Raw genomic sequence first — 19837 nt, 5'->3', positions numbered from 1 at the left:
TTCGATGTTAGCGCCCTGGCCCAGGTCCGCCGCTCAGAAGGCGGGGCCCAACAGCAGATAAAAGCTGCTGGGACCATTGAAGGTGCGGCCGTAGGCCAGGTACAGCGGCCCGACAAAGGTGTCTGTGCCGATGAACACCGAGGCCGAGCGCCGCCAAGCCTCGGAGTTGCTTTGAATCAGCGGGTTGTTGATGCGCCCCGTTTCCAGTGAGAAGCCGCCATACAGCCCCTCCAGCAAACTGCCTTGGGAGATGCGGCGGTAGTACAACATGCGCGCCAAAGTGAGTTCTTGCCCGATCAGCTGATTCGGCGCGAAACCGGACAGGCGCAAGAAGCCGCCGAGTTTCAAGCTGTCGTAGCCGGGCACCCGCTCGCCGCTGAGTCTGCCGCCGCCATACAGGCCAAAATTGAAACTATTCTCACCGACCGAATAGACCGCGTTGAGGCCGGCTTCCCATTTTGAGTAGTCAAGATCAGCGCCGAGCTTGTGATTCGAGTTGTACAGATTGGCACGTAAATGCCAGCCCTCGCGCGGAAACAAGACGCTATCCAAGCGGTCCATGACCAAATTGGCCGACAAGCCGCCGGTCTTGACGCGACTGGGCTTGGGGCCGAACAAGTCATCGCCGGTGTCGAGATCCTGCTTCAGACGCCCACCGACGACACCCATTCTCAGCACACCGTACTGGTAAAAACTGCGCCCGATATCGAGGCCGACCTGCCCCGAGTAGAGCGAATAGATCGCCCGCTTGCGATTGTCCTCATAGACTGACACCAAGCGCTGTGACAAGTCGACCGTTGGCGCGATGAACCAGCTTTTGCCGGCCTGGAACGGTTGATAGAACTCGGAGCGAAGCCGGTTGTTGCCACCCATACTGAGGTCGGTGCGCCACTCGGCGCCCATGGAGTTGATCCAGGTCCGGCGCACCGAGGCGAGCAAATTGGCATTGGTCTCACTGCCGAAGTCGGTGTCAAGCGCCAAGCCGACACGCAAATAGGTCGGGCCCCAGGACTTCTCCATCGCATCGATCGCCAGCACGCGCCGGTCACCCTCTTGCAAGGTGCGGTAATTTACATGCTCAAAGTCGCCGGTGCCGTAGAGCCGACGCATATCGGCGTCGAGTTCCTCCTGATCGATGGGCTCATGCACCGTGGTCTGCAAGACTTTCTGTGCTTCCGCCGGGTTGACGCGTTTCAAATTAACGAAGCGAATCTCGTCCACCGGCTTCAGGTCGGGAAAGATGGGCGCGCTTTGTTGGCTGCGCAGCAGCGCATATTCTTCCGGCGACACCGAATAACGGCTCAACTGCTCGGCCACCTTGCGCGCCGCCGTTTCACCCAGGGGTGAAATCTTGGGCAAGTTATTGAAGTCGGCGGTGGAGTAATCGCCCAGTTCCGGGGAGATCAAGATGTCGCCGGGTTTCAGCGAGGCAATCGAGGCTTGCACGTTTTGCTCGGTCAAGATGCTCAACATCTGCCCAGCGACACCAAAGATGCTGCTGAGTTGCTCGCGCTTGAGCAAGGGCGTGCCGACATTGACGGCAATCACCACATCGGCACCCAGCTCGCGCGCGGCGGCGACCGGCAGATTGCTGGTCAGCATGCCGTCCACCAGCATCATGCCGTTGATTTCGGCCGGCGCCACCGCACCAGGCACCGACATGCTGGCGCGCATCACATTGGCCATATCGCCTTCGCCGAAGACCACCGCTTTGCCCGTCACCAAATCGGTGGCGACGGCGCGGAACTGGATCGGCAAGGCGTCAAAACTGCGATAGCCGCGCACCTTGGAAAGCTGCCGCAGCACCGTCTCCAACTGCACGCCCGAGACCGCGCCCTTGGTCAGCGAGCCCTCCTCCGAACCCAGGCCAATTTCAGGGCCGATGTAGTTGGCATGGTCATCCGCCTTGCGGCGCATTGTCATTTCAAGGCGCGGTGGCTTTTCCTTGAAGAGTTTGGCCACGGTGATGCCGGCATTGACCTCATCCATTTCATCCACGCTCATGCCGGTCGCGTAGGCGCCGCCCACCAGCGCGCCCATGCTGGTGCCGGTGATGCAGTGGATGGGCACGCGCAACTCCTCCAGCACGCGCAACACGCCGGTATGCGCAGCGCCGCGCGCACCGCCGCCCGACAGCACCAAGCAGATCTTCGGGCGCTTGGGGGCTGCTATCGACGCTGCCGGCGGCAGCAGCTCGGTGGCAGTTGCCGGCACTTCCGGCGATGAAGGTGGTGCAGCGGCGTCAACCGGCGGTAAGAGTGGCGCCGCGAGGGCCTGCGTCATTGCCGCCAAGGGCATGCCCAGCAGCGTCAGCGCGGCCGCAATGGCAAGAGGGTGGCGCAGGGCTGGTTTCATGACGGGCTGCATTCTCGGCTCATGGCTTGGCGGCCGACGCCGCCGCTGCCTTGGGTTCGACGGCGCGAATACGGCGCGAAAAGTCCGCCGCCGTGTCCGCCGCTTGCGCACGCTGGTTGACATGGGCTTGGGCCTGCAAATCCTGCAAGCTCAGACCACCGGTCTCAAGACGGCCTTGCTCGTACAAATACTCGGGCACATGACCGCTGGCCAGCACCTTCCAGCTGAAGGGCAAACTGCTCGGGTTGATGCGGGCATTGACCCACATATTGGTGGTGCAATTGGTGGTCAGGCTGTTGTAGAAGGCGGGGCTGTCCTTGAGCTCGTTCATTTGCCGGATGTACTCCAGCAACAAGCGCCGCACGCCCTCGGGACTGGCCTTGACGCGGTAGACAAAAACGTCCTCGGGCGGATCTTTGCGGTAGTTGGTGCGCACGCGGATCAGATCGCGTTCATCCCCCACCGCATAGAAAAGCTCGTACTGCCGAAAGAAGCCCTTCAGCGTGGAGTAACCCTCCCCCTTCTCGGTACGCGTTTCGATCGAGAAGGCGAGATGCTGGTCATCGGCAAAGGCGAAGCTGAGGAAGGCGTGCGCAATGTGCGGGCCCATCCAGTAGGTGGTGACGACGTCCACCCCCTCCAGCTTGTTCAGATCAAAGCGCCGGTCGTAGTAGGCCGGCGTGAAGTCGTGTTCCGTGCGGTACTCAAAATTGCGGATGTTGTGCACGGTGACGTAATTGCCGTCAATGGTGGCAAATGCCTGCACTGCCACCTCGGCACGCCAATCACGTTCGTTGGAGGCTTGCAGGTTGAAATACCAATACAGCAAGCCCACAAACACCAAGGCAAAAACACTCACCGCCCACCAGCGCCGGGCATTCCAGGCCGGCCACCACTGCGCGGCCAAGGTCAGCACAGCGAGCAGGCCCAGCCCGGCCACCAGGCTGTAGCGCCAAGGGGTCGAAGCCGGGCCGGCGTAGAACAGGGCCAAAGCGCCCCAGCCCGCGCTGAGCAAGAGCAGCAGGCTCAGCAGGCCGCGACCCAGCCTCTCGATGACGGTCATCTGCAGGCTCCGATCACGGCCATACCTGGGCTCAAAACAGCCGCGCGGCGCACGCTGGGTTCAGCGCTTGAAATTCAGCCGCAATTACTTGGCGGCTGGGCGCTCGACGTTGATGGCGATCGCTTCGGTGAAAGCGGCACGCACCTCATCGCCGACCTTCAGCTTGGAGATATCGATACCTTCCGGCACGGTCAGAGAAAAAGTGCGGGTGGCGCCACGCAAGGTCGCCACGCGGTGGGTTTTGTCCAGCGCCTTCAACACCGCCAGCACCTCAACGGTGCGGCCAGCGGCCATGCCAGGCAAGGCGCCGGAAGCAGCGACGGCGCTGCTGCTGGACTCAACCCGCTGACGGATGCCAGTGGACTCGACCTTCTCCAACTTGGCGGCAACGGCAGCCATATAGCGCACGACCAACTCATCACCGACGCGCACTTGTTCAAAATTCTTGATCTCGGCGGGCACCGAGATGGTCTGCACTTCTCCCTTCGGGCCGCGCAGCGTGGCGGTACGACTGGCTTGGTCAACCTCGACCACCTTGGCGCGCACCACCACTTCGCCGGCAGCCAGGCGGGCACCGGGAGCGCTTGCTGCGAGGCCCGCAGCCGCCACTTGGGCGTTCGCCGCCAGCGGCAAAGTCAGCGTCAAAGCGCAAGCCAAAGCGATTTGTGAAAGACGAGTCATTGCAAGTTCTCCAAAAGTTGACGGGTTTGAATCCAAGTTCATGGCGCCAGCGAGCGCCCGATGAGACAGTGCATTCTAGGCATTAGCGCATGACAAATTTCTAGCCAGTTGAGAAATGCCTGCGCGTGCTGACTTCAATGCCACTTGTCTTTGTAAACCTTGCCGTCCTTGAGGATCAGCAGCAGGTTTCTCTCCGGGTCGGCCAGCAAGTCCAGATTGGCCAGCGGATCACCGTCGACCAGCAGCAAGTCCGCCAATGCACCGACTCCAATAACGCCCAATTTGCCTGGATAGGGATTGCGCGGGCCGGCAGGCGGCTCGGCAGCATGAGCCTGGGGTGCAAGCTGCAGCCCCAAAGCCAGGGCAAGGACAGAAATATCGAGGCGCACAGTGGCTCCTATTCAGTCGCGGGCATCCTTGGGCTTATTGCCGGAGGCATAGTCATTCTTCGCACCTGCAAAGGCCGGACGCGGCTGGTGCGTCATGAACTCGGCCACGTCGATCGCTTCTTGGTCGCTGAGCGTGCCGCCCTGGCCGAGCGGCATATTGTGTTTGATGAAGCCGGCCGCTGTGTAGGTGCGTGCCAGTCCGGCGCCGATGTTGTACGAGGCCGGCCCCCAGACCGGGGGGAACAGGTAGCCGCCGACCGGGTTCTTGGTGCCGGCGCCGTCAGCTGCGTGGCAGCTGGCGCATTTCTCGGCATAGATCGCCTTGCCGTGGCCGGCATCGGGGATCAGCTTGTTGTCAACCTTGCCCATGCCGCGCCCGGCCACTTCGGTGCCGGTAGGAACACCGCTAGACAGCCAGCGCGTATACATCAGGATGGCATTCATCTCCTTCGAGTCAAAGGCCAGGGCCTTGCCATTCATCGAACGCTCGAAGCAATCATTGACGCGCTCCTGCAACGAGTTGATGCGGCCCCCACGCGCGCGGAATTCGGGGAAAACGCCCCACAGGCCGACATAGGGTGCGGCACCCGGCGTGGTGCCGGCTGCGAGATGGCAATTGCTGCAATTCAGGCCATTGCCGACGTTTGCGGGCAGCAGCTTACGGGTATCGGTGATCAGCGACTTGCCCAGCTTGATCGCATCGCCGGCCGGGCCGGCCGGCATGCTGGCCTCGTCAGGCAGCTTGAACAATGCCGGCTCAGCCAAAGTCGCCGTGGAGGCCCCGACGAAGACAAACGCTAACAGGCCGGACCGGCGGCAAGCAGAAATGAACTTCATGATGGGCCTCCATCAAAGATCGGCGAACAGGGCATGAGTGAGCCCCCCGAGCTTAAGCGCTGATGGCCTTGACTTGACGAAATTGACGGCCTTGATTCAAAAAACCTCAATACACCTCATGAATGAGGCGGAACGGGTAGTCGGTCTCCACATAGTCGCCGCGCTTTTGGCGCTTGGGCAGCACGACCTTTTCCTGCGGCAAAACCTCATGCGGGATGTTGCGCAGCACATGCTGGATGACATTCAGCCGTGCGCGCCGCTTGCAGTCCGAGGGCACCACAAACCAGGGCGCCCAGGAGCTGTCGCTGGCCTTGAACATATCGTCACGCGCGCGCGAGTAGTCAAACCAGCGGCTGTAGGACTTGAGGTCCATCTCCGTCAGCTTCCATTGCTTGCGGCCGTCTTCGATGCGGTCGGTCAGGCGGCGCGTCTGCTCCTCGGGGCTGACCTCCAGCCAGTACTTCAGCAAGATGACGCCGGACGACACCACCGCCTTCTCAAATGCTGGCACCGTATTCAAGAAATCTTGCGTCTGCTGCTCGGTGCAAAAACCCATCACGCGCTCGACACCGGCCCGGTTGTACCAGCTGCGGTCAAAAATCACCACCTCACCGGCCGCCGGCAGATGCTTCACATAGCGCTGGATATACATCTGGCTCTGCTCGCGCTCGGTCGGCGCGGGCAGCGCCACGACACGGAACACACGCGGGCTGACCCGCTCGGTCAGCGCCTTGATGGTGCCGCCCTTGCCGGCGCCGTCGCGGCCCTCGAACAAGATGCAGACCTTCAGCCCTTGATGCTGCACCCATTGCTGCAACACCACCAACTCGGCGTGCAGCTTTTCAAGTGCGTCGCCATAGTCGCGTGCGCCCATGGTCTTGGGTTTGGCCTCGAACGGCACATCGGCCAGGGCCGCTATTGCGCTGCTAGCCACGGCCTCATCGACCGTGGGAGCGCGTGCATGGCCTTCGGCGCTTTTGATTTTCTTCTTGCTTGCCATCTTAATTTCCCGCTGTTTTCGGTCGTGGCTCAAAGGCCATGGCCAGGGCTGCCTCATCAAGCCTCGGCAGCGCCCAGGCGGTCGCCAAAGCGCTCGCGCAAACGCGCCACCACCTCGCCCACCAGGGTCAGCGCTTGCTCGGGCCCGAGCGCCTCGATGGCCTTGGCCTGATCCGAGTAATGCAGCATCAGCAGGCCGCGCAACTTGCCAAACGAAGCCGGCTTTTCCTTGCCGCAAACGCCGATATCGCCGTGCAAGACACGCTCCAGCGCGCCCGGCGTCAGCAAAGGCACCTCGCACATCAAGGCCAGCGTCGCGATCTCTTTGTCGATCTCCTCGAAATGCATGGCCCAGCGGCCGCTGCGGTAATCGGGTTCCAAGCTCATTGCTAACTCCCTTGCTCAAGGCCTTGGTTTTACTGAAGCCTCTACTGTAGCGGCCCTTGCAGACACCCACGGCGCCGAAAAAGACATGTCATGCCGCCTGCAAGTTGCCTGCCCGTTTGCGCTTGTAAGCGCCCCAGGCAACATGAGCAAGCCAGTACAGCAGCAGGGCCAGGATCAGCAGCGCCGGAATCCCCAGCCATATCGAGCCTTGCAACGCTTTCGGAAAGACTTGTTGCTGCCCCAAGAACAGCGAATTGGCCGCGATGAACAGGGCGACCGTCATGCGCCACAAATGCCGGGCCAGGCGGGTGGCCCCGCTGACGCCCCGGTTGATCAGCAAGCGCAGATCGCCCACGGCGGCCAGGCTGCCGATGATCATGAACATCACAAAGGCCGCGCCCGGCTGGCCATCCAGCATGCCGCGCGGATTTTGCGAAGCCAGCCAGAAGAAGTAGGCGCCCGCAGCGGTGACGCTCAAGGAGGTCAAGAGCAGCCCGTAATCGAAGCGGCCGATCTGGCCGGGCTTGCGCTTGACCGCCAGCCAGGAACTCAGGACCAGATAGAAGGTCAAGATGCCGGCAATCACCGAGGCGCGCTCAGGCGTCGGCAGAAAAGGCGCCACGCAGGCCCCGACGCCGGACATGATCAGCATCGAAGCGACGAAGATCTTGCCGATCAAGCGGTGCAGGGCTGTGCCCTTGCGGCATACGAAAGCGGCCGCTCCCGACAGCAGGCCAACACTGCCGGCGCCGATATGCAGATACAAAACTGCCGCAGCGGCGGCGTGAACCAGCGGGGAACTCTCGGGGCTGATGTAGAGGATGGTCATTTTCTCAATAACTCCGTAATTCGGTGGACAGGGTTTGCTGTTCTTGTTCTGCTTACTTGGGTTGCCGCTCGAAGAAGGCCCAGATCAGCGCCGGCCCGTTCGGTTCCATCGGCGACGGGCCCAAGAGCCGCGGGCGTTTCGAGTAAGGCTGTGGCAGGCCGTGGCCTCCGCCATGAATGCTCACCAGCTCGACTTCGGTCTTGGCAGCGCTGCCGTTATGGCCTGGGCTCCAGCGGTTCTGCTCGACGCGCACGCCCTCGGCGACGGTTTTCTCGCTGGTCTGGGGTGCACCGGACAGCTGAGCCCAGTCCGCGAAATACTGCGCCGATGCACGTGAGGAAATAATCTCACCGCCCTTGTAGAACAGGCCCAGCAGGTTGATCTCGCCGCCGGCATAGGGCACCAGCGGGTCCTCTGTGCCGTTCATGATCATCACCGAGGTGGCAAAAGCTGCCGGCTTGCACTCGAAGTTCTGCGGCGCCGGCACGTTGGCGACCACGGCGGCCACCGCCTTGTAGCGGCTGGGCTGCTCCAGCGCCAGGCGCAGCGCCATCGAGCCGCCGTTGGAAACGCCGGTCGCAAACACGCGCGCCGGGTCGAGCGCCAACTCGGCGACCAATTTGTCGACCAGGGCGGCCAAGTAGCCCGCATCGTCGCTTCTGGCGCTGTTCAGTTCTTTGTCACCGATCCGGCTGCAGTCATTCCAGTCGGAGGCGAAGGACTTCGGGTAAACGATGGCGAAGCCATGTTCATCGGCCAGGCGCTCGAAGGCGTAGCCGGTGCCGAGGCGGATTTGGCCCGGGCCTTCCCCCGAGCCATGCATCACCAAGACCAGCGGCGCGCCTTTGGGCAAGCCCTTGGGCACATAGGTCCGGTAGCTGCGTTTCACGCCGGCCACTTCGATCTCGCCCTTGGCCAAGCTGCCGGACAGCTGCGGCAGTTCCGGATCGGGCGTGTAGAGAAAGTAGGCAAACACGCCTGTCAGCACGGCCAACAGGGCGAGCAGGCTCAAGAAGCCTCGCAACAGGAATCGCAGAACTCTTTTCATAGCGGTGCTTTTTGTGTAGTGACGGGGCCGACCGTGCCCTTGCAGCCCGGTCGGGGCCAAGCCATGCCGGATCGGTGACGCCCTTGCGGGGACGGGCGACGCCTCGCTACGACCAATTGCGACCAATGGCGCCGCCACCGGCTTATCCGCTTTGCGCGCCGCTCGTCCCGCCGCATCGTGCCTGAAAGCCTGCGCCTCGTCGCTCGTCTGAGACACCGTACGGTCCAGCCGACGGCTCAACACAATGGCCCAGTCCTAAGAAATTTGACCACCCACTCTACCGGGAACCCGACCATGAAAACGCCTTTCATCTCCCATCGCGGCAGCCGCACTATCTCCAGCGCTATCGCCGCTCTGGCCTTGTTAAGTACATTGGGCACGGCCCAGGCCGCCGTCTTCAAAGATGTGCAGTTGGAGTCTCTGCAAGATGCCGGCAAGTTTGTCGAACTGGAACAGCAGGCCCAAACACGATTGAGGGCCAATGCCGCCGATGCCGAGGCCAGCGCAGCTTTGTCCTTGGCCTTGAGCTTCAGCGACGCCGGCGACGGCAAGCGGCTCGAGGCCGGCGCCAAGCAAGCCAAGCTGTGCGTCGAGCAGCACCCGAACATGGCGGCTTGCCACCTGGCCTCGGCGCAAAACCTCGGCTTGCAGATGCTCAGCATGGGCATGGCCAAGGCCATGCGCAATGTGGGGAGCTTGAAAGAGTCCTGGATCCGCGCGCTGGAGTTGGATCCAAGCAGCTTCACGGCCCGGGTGCAGCTGGCCAAGCTCTATCTGACCGTGCCCGGCATGATGGGCGGCAGCGTGTCCAAGGCCAAGGAGCTGGAGGCCGCCGTGCGCAGCAGCCAGCCCGAAACGGCGCGCATCGTCCGCGTCCACATTGCCGCCGAAGACAAGAAATGGGCCGAGATGGAGAGTGAGTTGTTGGCGCTCAAGCCGAGCAAGGATGGCGCCATGCTGGAGGAGGTGCGCGAAGCCACCATGCAATTGGCGCGGGTCTTTTTGAAGGACAGCAAAGACTTGGCCAAGGCCAAGAGTCTGTATGAAGGCCTGCACCGCGATCAGCCAAGCAAGGCCAGCGGCAGCTATGGCCTGAGCCGGGTCTACGCCGCGCAGGGCCAAACGGACGAGGCGATTCGCACCTTGGAGCGGGCCAGAACGCTGGGCGGCGCAGACGAACTGCCCGTCGACCACCGCCTCGGTGACGCCTATTTGGCCAAGGGCGACAAGGCGCAGGCCAAGGCCGCTTACGAGCGCTTCATCGCCAACAAGCGGGCCAACCCGGCCAATGTCGAAGACGCTCGCAAGAGCCTGGCCAAGCTCGGCTGAAGGGCCAATGAAAATGACCGACCAAGACGTCCCCCTCTGGCGCCTGAATCTGTTGCGCGCCTTCTATCTACTGATCACGGTGGGGCTGGCGCTCAGCTGGGGGCCAAGCATGCTCCAGCACAGCGAGCTTTGGGCACAGCGCCGTGGCGAGTTGGCTGCAATGTTGATCAGCTTGGCCATGCTCTGTGTCTGGGGTCTGCGCTACCCGCTGCAGATGTTGCCATTGCTAATTTATGAACTGGTCTGGAAAGCTTTGTGGTTGCTGGTGATCGCCTACCCGCTGTGGCTGAGTGGGGCGATGACGCCGAATGTGCAAGAGACCGTCTTTGCCTGCTTGATGGGCATTGTGCTGACGCCGCTGGTGCTGCCCTGGCGCTATATCGCGCATCACTATTTCCGCAAGCCCGCTCAGCGCTGGCGTTAATGGCCGAGTGCCATCGACGCTCAAGGTTTCCAGCCATTCACTCGAGTATTCTGCCGTGATGCCATCATCCACCACCACTTTCGAAGCCGCGCCAACATCGACGTCATTCAATTGGCGGGCCCTGTTCGGCTGGCGCCGCGTACGCACCGTCGCCATCATTTGCGTCTTGATGAGCTTGCTGTTCAGTGTCAACTGGAACCCTCAGGCCTATGAACGCTTGGTGATGCGGGTGTTCGGCATCGGCCTGGTGGTGCTGCTGGCATTCGGTGTGTTCGAGCAGTGGCCCCGGCGGCTACCGAAATGGCTGGCGCGCTGGGCGCTGCAGGTGGCCGCCGTGGGTGTGGTGGTACCCATCACCGTGTTCTTTATTTACAAGCTGAGCACGCCCGCCGGCGCCCCGGTTTTTTGGGCAAACACCGATCGTTTGAACGGGTTCATGACCCTGACCTTTTCCGGCATGTTGCTCGCACCTTGGGTGGCCCTGACAGCACTGCTGCGCCAACGGGAGGCCAAAGTGGAAGAACAAGCCATAGACTTCGAACTGGAACGCAGCGAAATGGCCCGGCAGGCGCTGGACGCGCGCATGCGCCTGCTCACCGCTCAAGCGCAACCGCATTTCTTGTTCAACACCCTGGCCAATGTGCAAGCCCTGGTCGAGGCCGGCTCGCCGCGCGCGCCGCAGCTGCTGCAAAGCCTAACGTCCTATCTGCGCGCTGCCGTGCCCCGCTTGGATGGCTCTGCCAATACGCTGGGCCAGGAACTGGAATTGGTGCGGGCCTATCTGGAACTGATGCAGATGCGCATGCCCGACCGCCTCGCCTTCGACTTGCACATCGCCAGCGGCGTGCATCTCTTGCGCTGCCCGCCGATGACGCTGCTGACCCTGGTAGAGAATGCCGTTCAGCATGGCATAGACCCGAGCGAAGAAGGCGGCCGCATTGATGTCAGCGCCGAACTGTTGAACAGCGGGCAGTGCCGCTTGACGGTCACCGACACCGGCGTCGGCCTGCAAGCGACCGGACGCGGCTTGGGAACCGGGCTGGCGGCTTTGCGCGAACGCTTGCATTGGGCCTATGGCGGAAGCGCCACGCTGGACTTGAGCGAGGTGGAGCCGCACGGTGTGCGAGTGAGGATTGAATTCAGTATCGAGCCAATATGAACTTGACAGCCCTGATTGCCGACGACGAACCGCTGCTGCGCGAAATTTTGGAGGCGCGCCTGGCCGCCGCTTGGCCGGACTTGCAAATCGTTGCGCAGGCGCGCAACGGCCGGCAGGCGATTGAGCTGTTCGAGCAGCATCAGCCGACGATTTGCTTCTTGGACGTGCATATGCCGGGCTTGAGCGGCATCGAGGTAGCGCGCCAGATCGGCAAGCGCTCGCATCTGGTCTTTGTGACCGCTTTTGACCAGTACGCGCTCGAAGCGTTTGAGCATGGCGTGCTGGACTATCTGGTCAAGCCCGTCACCGCCGCGCGCTTGGCCGAGACGGTCGCGCGGCTGCAGGCGCGCTTGCAAACGGCGCAGCCGGCCGTGCACACCGAGGCATTGCTGGCACAACTGGCTGAGCGCCTGAAGCTCGACCAACCCGAGCCGCTGCGCTGGGTGCGCGCGACGGTAGGCAGCTCCTTGCGAATGATCCCGGTCGACGATATCGACTATCTGAAAAGCGACAGCAAATACACCTTGGTCGCCTACCGTGATGAAGGTCAAGCCGCCGAGGCGCTGATACGCATGCCGCTGAAAGACTTGATCGCGCAGCTGGACCCGCAGCAGTTCGCGCAAGTGCATCGCTCGGTGCTGGTCAATCTGCGTTCGATCCGCCGCGTCACGCGCGGCGAAAACGAGACCGCCGACATCGAACTCAAGGGCCGCAGCGAACGCCTGCCGGTGAGCCGCAGCTACTTGCAGTTTTTCAAGGAAATGTAGGTCTGCGTCAGCCCAAGTTTCGTTCCGCGCATTGCTACAGCGGCGTTTGCTGCGCTGGCTCCGTCTCAAAAAACGGTTCAGGCGAATGTGCAAGTATTCTGATTTCCTGAAGCCAAGCAACATCGCTGATCTTGATCCGAAGTCGACGGTTTTGAGTCGTCAGCTCCATGCCCGAAACCGCCGCTTGGCTGCAGGGCTGATGAATCAGAATTTACTGTCAGACCGGCTGCACGAGAACCTCAGCCACCGTATTGATCCCTTCTAGCCCCTCCATCCAGGCTCAAATCTCCGGTTCCGGCGAGCCAATTTTTAGCCAGGATAGTGGGGACGAAAGGGATGAAAGTAAAACGGGCGAGTAGACCAGGCCTTGCGCAGCCCCTGCCACGAGCCAATTCCGAGTGGCAATTTCGGGCACTTCGCCGCCCTTGAAATCCTCACAACATGTACTGGCTGAGCCCCCTTCGGCTGAGCAGCGCCCGTCGGATCGGAGGGCTCTTTTGGGGCAGCTTGCGCAGCAAGAGGCGCTCAGCATCGCAGGGGCCATATTCTGGATCTTGCCCGTCAAGATATTTATCTCTCACGGCATCCGCAAGGTCTGCGCCAGATGACTGTAAACGGCAGAAACGCGGCGCAGATGGCGTGACTCGGGGTGGGTGAGCAGCCATAGCTCGGTCTCGCCATCTTCCAGCGGCTCGGTCAAGCGGGTCAGGTCACGGCGCCCCTCAGCCAAGAACAACGGCAAGATGCCCACCCCCAAGCCCAAGGCCACCAATTCCAGCACGGACTGAATACTGCTGACCCGGTAGCGCGGCAAGACTTTGGGGTAGGCACGCTTGCGCCAAATCACCGAAGGATGCTCGGGCAAGGCCTCGTCAGGAGCGATCCAGTCGGCCGCGCCGGCCTCGACGTCGGTCAAGCTGGCGCCGCGTCGGCCGCTTGCCCCATACAGCGCAACTCGGATCGGCCCGATCTGCTTGCCCACCAAGTGCAGCGGTGGACGCTTGGTGGCGCGCACCGCGATGTCGGCGTCGCGCCGGGTCAGGCTGACCAGCTCGTTGCCTGTATGCAAGTCAAAGCTCAGCAGAGGATGAAGCTGCTGCAAGCTACCCAATGCGGGGGCCAGCAGGCCGTGCAAGATGGTGTCGGTGCTGCTGATGCGCACGATGCCGGACACCTGCGCCGGCGCCGTCTCGACGGCCGAGCGCGCCGCCTCCAGCGTCGCCTCCAATTGCTCGGCATGTTCGGCCAGCTGCGTAGCCAGCTCGGTCGCGATATAGCCGGCACGCGTGCGCTCGAACAAGGCCCGCCCCAAGCCGCGCTCGATGCGCTGCAAGGAGCGGAACACCGTCGAGGCATCGGCGCCAACGCGCTCGCCCGCGCCGGCCAGGCTGCTGCCGCGCACCAGGGCCAGCACCACGGCCAAGTCGGCCGGCGTCATTTTGTATTGCGTCTTTGCAATCATGGTCTGTCAATTTGCATATTCAAATTTCGCTGGCGCAATCCTACAGTGAAGCCCTGTCTACCCACCAGGAGTTTCTTCATGAGCACATCTTCAGCCTCCCAACAACTCGGCATCACCATCCTGCGCCTCAGTCTGGCCGCCATGTGGATCTCGCATGCGCTGCTCAAATGGCTGGTTTTCACGCTGCCCGGCACGGCGCAATACTTCGCCAGCATCGGCTTTGCCGGCTGGCTCGCCTACCCGGTTTTCGCCTTCGAGTTGCTGGGTGGCATCGCGCTCTTGCTCGGCCTCTATGCCCGCCAGTTTGCAATCGCCTTGCTGCCGGTAATGGCGGTGGCGGCCTGGGTGCATCTGCCCAATGGCTGGGTCCACACCAGCGCCGGCGGCGGCTGGGAGTACCCGGTCTTCTTGATGTCCACCTCTGTTGCGCTGTACTTGCTGGGCGACGGCGCTGCCGCACTCAAACGCAGTCCGGCGCTGTTGCCAGCCTTCATCTTCGGGAACGCAAAATGAGCGGTCCCTTGCTGCTGGTCTCTCACCTGCTTTGCCCCTATGTGCAACGCGTGGCCATCGTCTTGGCCGAGAAGGGCCTCGCCTTCGAGCGCCGCGACATCAATCTGGCCAACAAGCCCGACTGGTTTTTGAAGCTCTCGCCTTTGGGCAAGACGCCGCTGCTGCTGGACGGGGACGCGGCCCTCTTCGAATCGGCAGTGATTTGCGAGTACCTGGACGAGACCGCCCTGCCCCGCCTGCACCCCAGCAATGCCTTGCTGCGCGCCCAACACCGGGCCTGGATGGAGTTCGGCTCGACCTTGCTGACTGCGATTGCGGGCTTCTACAACGCGCCGGACGAAGCCGCGCTGGCCGCCCGTGGCGCCGAGATCAGGCGGCGTTTCGAGCAGCTTGAGGCGCAGCTCGGGGCGCAACTCAATGAGGGCCCCTACTTTGCAGGCCCAAGCTTCAGCATCGTCGACGCGGTGTTCGCGCCGGTATGGCGTTACTTCGACGTGTTCGACAAGGTCCCCGGCATGGCCGAGCTGGGTTGGTGGGACGACCTGCCCAAGCTGCAGCGCTGGCGCCGGCAGCTGGCCGCCCGGCCCTCGGTGATCGCCGCGGTTAGGCCCGACTACCCGCAGCGCTTGCAGGAGTTTCTGCTTGCGCGCCAGAGTGCTTTAGCGGGCCGCATGCTGGCGATGCGCCAATAGAACTTCAAGCGCTGGCCATGCAGCGGCGCTAAGGGCAAAACTCAAAGGCGACCTCAAGCAAGCGTAGCCTCCAGGCAAGCTCGGTCAAGCTCGGTCAAAAGCACCCGACACTATGATGCCGATCCGCCTCGGCCGACGCCTCTGCGCCGCAACTTGCACTTGCAGTATGACGACCAAAGAAACCGCCCGCCTCACACCCCCCTCGCCCGTCAGCTTCTGGCAGGCCTTCGCCTTCTGGCTCAAGCTGGGTTTCATCAGCTTTGGCGGCCCGGCCGGGCAGATTGCCATCATGCACGCGGAGTTGGTGGAACGCCGGCGCTGGATCAGCGAGAAGCGTTTTTTACACGCTTTGAACTACTGCATGCTGCTGCCCGGCCCCGAGGCACAGCAACTCGCCACCTACATCGGCTGGCTGATGCACCGCACGCGCGGAGGCGTCGTCGCCGGTGCGCTGTTCGTGCTGCCCTCGCTGTTCATCTTGATCGCGCTGGCCTGGGTCTATCTGCGTTTTGGTGCCTTGCCGGTCGTGGCCGGTATTTTTTACGGCCTCAAGCCCGCCGTCACCGCGCTGGTACTGCACGCCGCGCATCGCATCGGCAGCCGGGCGCTCAAGAACCGCTGGATGTGGGGCATTGCGGCGCTGGCTTTTGTGGCGATCTTTGCCTTCGACGCACCCTTCCCGGCCATCGTGCTGGCGGCCGGCTTGATCGGTAGCGCTGGTGCGCGCTGGGCGCCGCAGGTCTTTGCCCTCGGCGGCGGCCATGCCGCGACCAAGACGGGCTACGGGCCCGCGCTGATTGACGATGACACACCCACACCGGCCCATGCGCGCTTCACCCGCGCCCGTTTGATCCGGGTCTTGGCTGTCGGCGCAAGCCTCTGGTTGGCGGGCATGGGATGGCTCTTGCTGACGCAAGGGTTTGACGGCTTGCTGATGCAGATGGGCTGGTTCTTCACCAAGGCGGCGCTGATGACCTTCGGCGGCGCTTATGCGGTGTTGCCCTATGTCTACCAGGGTGCTGTCGAGCAACATCATTGGTTGAGCGCTGCGCAAATGATGGACGGCCTGGCGCTGGGCGAAACAACGCCCGGGCCCTTGATCATGGTGGTGGCTTTTGTCGGCTTTGTCGGCGCTTGGCTGCAGCCGGTCTTCGGGTCCGACAGCCAGTTCTTGTCGGGCGCGGTGGCGGCCACCGTCGTCACCTATTTCACCTTTTTGCCGTCCTTCGTCTTCATCCTGGCCGGCGGGCCGCTGGTCGAGGCCACGCATGGCAAGCTGGGCTTTACCGCGCCGCTGTCGGCCATCACGGCGGCGGTGGTCGGCGTGATCGTCAATCTGGCCTTGTTCTTTGCCTACCATGTGCTGTGGCCCAAGGGCTTTGGCGGCCACTTCGACTGGATCTCGGCATCGATCGCACTGACCGCCATGCTGGCGCTCTTCCGATTCAAGCTCGGCGTGCTGCCCTTGTTGGGCGCTTGCGCAGCACTGGGCTTGGCGGTGACTTGGCTTGCTCCGGGCCTTATCTGACAAGGCCCAACGATTCAGTAGCGCAAATTACTCAAAGAAAACTCAGCCGAGCGCAACTCGTCGCGCTTGCGGCGCAGGCGGCGATCGTTCTCACTCAACTCGTTGCGAATATCGCGGCGCTCGTCGTCGATCGCCTTGCGAACCGCCTTGCGCTGCTCGTCGGTCGTCGCGTCCGCCAGGCGCTTTTCCTCGCCACGGTTGACATCGCGCAGGCGACGCTCGAGGTTCTCAACCCGCCCGTCCAGGCTGGTCACCTCGTTGCGCAAATCCCAGACCGAGCGGGCCGCCTCATAACGCGTCAAAAAACCAGCATGTGTTTCCGGCGGGCAAACACCGGCATAAAAGCCTCCGCTCAGGCCGACACGCACGGCGTTATCCGGGCGGCAGTAGCTGCGCAAACCAAGATCGCGCCCCTGCTGGTAGGCTTGTGTATTGACGCTGACGCCGACCTTGGCGCAATCAGCGGCCCGGTCGCTGAGTTGCCCCAAGGTTCTGCCCTCCATGCCATCGCGCTCACCCAGCTGACCCCAGTCGGCGACCTTGCATTCTTCGGGGGACATGGTCGCGCAAGAGCTCAGAAGAATCCCGAAAAATGGCAGCAAGGCCAAGCGGCCGAGTTTCGTCAACATGTGCAACTCCTGAAATGGCGATCAATCAATCGTTTGATTTTATGGCGTGCAGGCTGCTCAAACGGCAGCTCACGGCGCCAAGCCGAAGCGGTGACTCAAGCGAAATGCCAGGCCCGCCTCGCTCTGCTCAAAGATGCAGATCGAGGCGCAGCGCAAGGGCTGCGCCAGTGCGGGCGCGAACAGCTGCTGCAAGCGCGCCAGCATCGCCTTGGCTTCAGGGCGATGTTGTGCTTGCCGCTCAAAAACAGGGCTAGTCAAGGTCATGTGAAAACGCCAGCGCTGCAGCACATGCGGATAGCCCCAGCGCAGCAACAGGGCCTCTTGCTCAGCATCCAGACCTGCCGCCCTGCGCTTGAGCAACTCGGCCTCGGCGGCTGGCCGGCGAAAACCGTCCAACTCGCTGACGCAGGCATCGGCCAAGCGCCACAGCGGATGGGCGGGCGCAATCGGCGGCTGCGGCCGCAGGGCCACGAAGTTCTGCAGCCAGGCCACTTGCAAGGCCGGCATGTCGAAGGCACGATGGGCCAAGGCCAGGCGTCGGGTTGCCGCCAGCAGCTCGGCCTCGCTGCACCCATCCGCCAGTCGGAACGGCGGCTTCAATGTCGCGTGAAAACCATACAGCGCCGGCTCGCTGACCGGTGCCTCGGCGGGCATTTGTGACAGCCATTGCTCGCCCAACTGCGCCAGCGCATGCTGTGGCTCGGGCGCCCAATAGACGGCGTAACGGACCAAGCCTGCGGATCCGGCGTTCACGGCCGCTCCCAGCCATCCGGCCCGACCGTGAGTTGCACCGCATCGGCCGCAAACAAGGTGCAACCCGCTTCAACCGGCAGGCCGGCTGCGTCCACATTGCTGTAGTCCACCACCAGCACCGGCTGCGTCACCGGGCGGGCCAAGGCGTCGGCTTCTTGCTGGTTGGGCAGGCGGCTGGAGATGACGCTGCGCGCACGGGTGTAGTCGGCCACACCCAACTCCGCAAATGCGGCGGTGATGCTGCCCAGGCGCACAAAGGCTTCGGCCATGCCACCCAAGCGCGGCAGTGGGAAGGCAGCGCAACTCAGGCTGACCGGGCGACCCCGCACCAAGGCGCGGGTGCTCATCTGCAGCACCATCGCGCGCGGGCTGACGCGCAAACCACTGGCCCAGCGGCTGCCGGCGGCGCATGCTTGCTGGCTCAGCAGTTCGCGCTTGCCCTGCTCGCCGGCCTCGGCCAGGTTCTCGCTCATGCGGGTACGGCGCTGCAAGGCGTAGTCCAGCACCAGCTCGCGCACAAAAGTGCCGCTGCCATGGCGCACCTGCACAAAGCCTTCACGGGCCAGCGCCTGCATCGCCTGGCGCAGCGTGTGGCGGTTGACCTGAAAGCGCTCGGCCAGGGCCGACTCATTCGGCAGGCGTGAGCCGGGCGCAAAACCGCCTTGCACGATCTCTGCGCGCAGCGCCGCCGCAATGGCTTCCCAACGCTTGCTCAGCGGCGCGGCCGCCAGGCTTGGGGCCGAGGACTCGGGCTCTTTATTCATTCAACATGATTTGATTTGGTCAAGAAACTGTCACCGGCTGCTGTGATACTGGCTGCATCTTAAAGTCGTCTAGATGACATCAGCATGAAATCCACAGCCGAACTGCCAGCGAGCGAGCGCCAACAATGGCTGTCGGTGCTGGCCCATGCGCCGCGTGAAAGTCTGCAGCAATTGCTTGGCCCCTTGATGACAGGCTTGCAGTTTGAGCCGCTGCGCGCGCCCGAGGTCGGCCTGACCATGCTGCGCGCACGCGCCGGCAACAGCGGCGAGCGCTTCAATCTGGGCGAGGCCACGCTGACACGCTGCGTGTTGCGCTGCGTGTTGCGTTTTCAGGGGGAGGATCACGTCAGCGTCGGCGTCGGCTATGTGCTGGGCCGCGATGTCGAGCGCGCGAGCTGGGTCGCGCAGGCTGATGCCTTGTTGCAGCAGCCGGCTTGGGTTGAGCGCCTGCAGGCCGAAGTGATCGCGCCGCTGCGGGCTTTGACGCAAGCCCTGCGCGTGCAGCAGGCCAGCGAGACGGCGGCCAGCCGCGTGCAGTTCTACACCTTGCAGGCGGAGATTCAGCCATGACGCCAGCCACTCATTTGGACGGCAACAATGATCTGGCCACGCTGAAGCGTGGTTTCACCGAGCCGGTGTTCGGCGCGCAACAGGCGTTCAGGCATTTGCTCGATGCGATGTCTTTGCCCGGCCGCGTGCATGAGCTGGCAACGGTGGACAGCGGTGTGCAGGCGCCCACCGAAGCCTTCGGTCTGACCATGACGCTGAGCCTGTTGACGCTGCTGGATGCCGAGAGCCCGCTCCATCTGGGTGCGGAGTTAGGCAGCAAGGCGGCTCAAGCCTATTTTCGATTTCACTGCGGCGCCAAGCTGGCCGAGCCACAGCAGGCCCAGTTCTCGGCCTTCAAGGCGATGCAACTCGGAGCCCAACAATGGCAGGCATTGCCGCTGGGCAGCGATGAGCAGCCGCAACTAGGCGGCACGCTCTTGCTGGAGGTCAGCGGTCTGGACGAGCAAGTAGCGCTGGCCGAGGCGAGCTTGCTGACGCTACGCGGGCCGGGCATTGCGACGCAGCAAACGCTGGCCGTGCAAGGGCTGCCGATCGAATTCTGGCGCTGGCGCCAAGCGCTGGCGGCGGACTTTCCGCGCGGCATCGACTTGTTGCTGTGCTGCGGCACGCGCTTGGCTGCAATTCCCCGTTCCACCCTGATCACGCTGGAGGGCTGAGGC

At 63.0% G+C, this 19837-nt stretch carries 21 protein-coding genes and 1 pseudogene; 9 read left to right on the top strand and 13 right to left on the bottom strand.

Features of this window, described 5'->3' with window-relative positions:
- Positions 1-33 precede the first annotated feature (33 nt).
- The 9 genes and pseudogenes from LNV09_RS01430 to LNV09_RS01390 all read right to left on the bottom strand — a co-directional run bounded on the left by LNV09_RS01430 (position 34) and on the right by LNV09_RS01390 (position 8588).
- Positions 34-2355, bottom strand: coding sequence for a patatin-like phospholipase family protein (locus tag LNV09_RS01430; RefSeq protein ID WP_263555284.1), 2322 nt, complete (start codon positions 2353-2355; stop codon positions 34-36).
- Between the two features lie 19 nt (positions 2356-2374).
- Positions 2375-3418 carry an Lnb N-terminal periplasmic domain-containing protein gene (locus LNV09_RS01425; protein ID WP_263555283.1) on the bottom strand — a complete coding sequence of 348 codons (1044 nt, stop codon included), beginning with the start codon at positions 3416-3418 and terminating at the stop codon, positions 2375-2377.
- An 84-nt stretch (positions 3419-3502) separates the two neighbouring features.
- Positions 3503-4099: a hypothetical protein gene (locus LNV09_RS01420; RefSeq protein WP_263555282.1), complete on the bottom strand. Its 597-nt coding sequence runs from the start codon at positions 4097-4099 to the stop codon at positions 3503-3505.
- 134 nt (positions 4100-4233) lie between these two features.
- A pseudogene (locus LNV09_RS01415) lies at positions 4234-4410 on the bottom strand (amidohydrolase family protein); the annotation flags it as partial.
- A gap of 90 nt (positions 4411-4500) precedes the next feature.
- A complete protein-coding gene (locus LNV09_RS01410) occupies positions 4501-5325 on the bottom strand; it encodes a c-type cytochrome (protein WP_263555281.1) in 825 nt (274 codons plus the stop codon).
- A gap of 106 nt (positions 5326-5431) precedes the next feature.
- A complete protein-coding gene (gene ppk2, locus LNV09_RS01405; protein WP_411969187.1) occupies positions 5432-6325 on the bottom strand; it encodes a polyphosphate kinase 2 in 894 nt (297 codons plus the stop codon).
- Between the two features lie 56 nt (positions 6326-6381).
- Positions 6382-6711, bottom strand: a complete 330-nt coding sequence (locus LNV09_RS01400) for a hypothetical protein (protein ID WP_263555280.1) — start codon at positions 6709-6711, stop codon at positions 6382-6384.
- Positions 6712-6799: 88 nt separating this feature from the next.
- Positions 6800-7540, bottom strand: a complete 741-nt coding sequence (locus LNV09_RS01395; protein ID WP_263555279.1) for a DUF2306 domain-containing protein — start codon at positions 7538-7540, stop codon at positions 6800-6802.
- 52 nt (positions 7541-7592) lie between these two features.
- Complete coding sequence (locus LNV09_RS01390) at positions 7593-8588, bottom strand: CE1 family esterase (protein WP_263555278.1); 996 nt, start codon at positions 8586-8588, stop codon at positions 7593-7595.
- 294 nt (positions 8589-8882) lie between these two features.
- On the opposite strand from LNV09_RS01390, the gene LNV09_RS01385 reads away from it, so the two are divergent.
- The 4 genes from LNV09_RS01385 to LNV09_RS01370 are packed head-to-tail and all read left to right on the top strand — an operon-like array spanning position 8883 to position 12267.
- The gene (locus LNV09_RS01385; protein WP_263555277.1) at positions 8883-9917 is read left to right on the top strand and encodes a tetratricopeptide repeat protein; all 1035 of its coding nucleotides are present in this window, start codon (positions 8883-8885) and stop codon (positions 9915-9917) included.
- 13 nt (positions 9918-9930) lie between these two features.
- On the top strand, positions 9931-10341 hold the full coding sequence (locus LNV09_RS01380; RefSeq protein ID WP_263555276.1) for a hypothetical protein: 411 nt from the start codon (positions 9931-9933) through the stop codon (positions 10339-10341).
- Between the two features lie 58 nt (positions 10342-10399).
- On the top strand, positions 10400-11500 hold the full coding sequence (locus LNV09_RS01375; protein WP_263555275.1) for a sensor histidine kinase: 1101 nt from the start codon (positions 10400-10402) through the stop codon (positions 11498-11500).
- The gene (locus LNV09_RS01370) at positions 11497-12267 is read left to right on the top strand and encodes a LytR/AlgR family response regulator transcription factor (RefSeq protein WP_263555274.1); all 771 of its coding nucleotides are present in this window, start codon (positions 11497-11499) and stop codon (positions 12265-12267) included. Before LNV09_RS01375 ends, LNV09_RS01370 begins: the two co-directional genes overlap by 4 nt.
- A gap of 577 nt (positions 12268-12844) precedes the next feature.
- Here the strand turns inward: LNV09_RS01370 and LNV09_RS01365 are convergent.
- Positions 12845-13729 (bottom strand): LysR family transcriptional regulator, encoded by an 885-nt coding sequence (locus LNV09_RS01365; protein ID WP_263555273.1) that lies wholly within the window; start codon positions 13727-13729, stop codon positions 12845-12847.
- Between the two features lie 78 nt (positions 13730-13807).
- Here LNV09_RS01365 and LNV09_RS01360 point away from each other — a divergent pair, with 78 nt between their 5' ends.
- The 3 genes from LNV09_RS01360 to chrA all read left to right on the top strand — a co-directional run bounded on the left by LNV09_RS01360 (position 13808) and on the right by chrA (position 16462).
- A complete protein-coding gene (locus tag LNV09_RS01360; protein WP_263555272.1) occupies positions 13808-14242 on the top strand; it encodes a DoxX family protein in 435 nt (144 codons plus the stop codon).
- A complete protein-coding gene (locus LNV09_RS01355; RefSeq protein WP_263555271.1) occupies positions 14239-14934 on the top strand; it encodes a glutathione S-transferase family protein in 696 nt (231 codons plus the stop codon). Before LNV09_RS01360 ends, LNV09_RS01355 begins: the two co-directional genes overlap by 4 nt.
- Before the next feature lie 166 nt (positions 14935-15100).
- Positions 15101-16462, top strand: a complete 1362-nt coding sequence (chrA, locus tag LNV09_RS01350; RefSeq protein WP_263555270.1) for a chromate efflux transporter — start codon at positions 15101-15103, stop codon at positions 16460-16462.
- A 14-nt stretch (positions 16463-16476) separates the two neighbouring features.
- On the opposite strand, the gene LNV09_RS01345 is transcribed toward chrA, so the two are convergent.
- From LNV09_RS01345 to phnF, 3 genes are all read right to left on the bottom strand, one after another.
- Positions 16477-17091 carry a DUF2799 domain-containing protein gene (locus LNV09_RS01345; protein ID WP_263555269.1) on the bottom strand — a complete coding sequence of 205 codons (615 nt, stop codon included), beginning with the start codon at positions 17089-17091 and terminating at the stop codon, positions 16477-16479.
- 69 nt (positions 17092-17160) lie between these two features.
- Positions 17161-17844: a DUF1045 domain-containing protein gene (locus LNV09_RS01340; protein WP_263555268.1), complete on the bottom strand. Its 684-nt coding sequence runs from the start codon at positions 17842-17844 to the stop codon at positions 17161-17163.
- Positions 17841-18608 carry a phosphonate metabolism transcriptional regulator PhnF gene (gene phnF, locus LNV09_RS01335; protein WP_263555267.1) on the bottom strand — a complete coding sequence of 256 codons (768 nt, stop codon included), beginning with the start codon at positions 18606-18608 and terminating at the stop codon, positions 17841-17843. The genes LNV09_RS01340 and phnF overlap by 4 nt, the downstream gene beginning before the upstream one ends.
- Positions 18609-18692: 84 nt before the next feature.
- On the opposite strand from phnF, the gene phnG reads away from it, so the two are divergent.
- Together phnG and phnH are read left to right on the top strand one after the other, a co-directional pair.
- Complete coding sequence (phnG, locus tag LNV09_RS01330; RefSeq protein ID WP_263555266.1) at positions 18693-19178, top strand: phosphonate C-P lyase system protein PhnG; 486 nt, start codon at positions 18693-18695, stop codon at positions 19176-19178.
- Positions 19175-19834: a phosphonate C-P lyase system protein PhnH gene (gene phnH, locus LNV09_RS01325; protein WP_263555265.1), complete on the top strand. Its 660-nt coding sequence runs from the start codon at positions 19175-19177 to the stop codon at positions 19832-19834. The genes phnG and phnH overlap by 4 nt, the downstream gene beginning before the upstream one ends.
- Positions 19835-19837 lie beyond the last annotated feature (3 nt).

Source organism: Paucibacter sp. B2R-40 (assembly GCF_025717555.1).
GTDB lineage: Bacteria > Pseudomonadota > Gammaproteobacteria > Burkholderiales > Burkholderiaceae_C > Paucibacter_A.
This window is presented reverse-complemented; position numbering and strand designations above follow the sequence as displayed.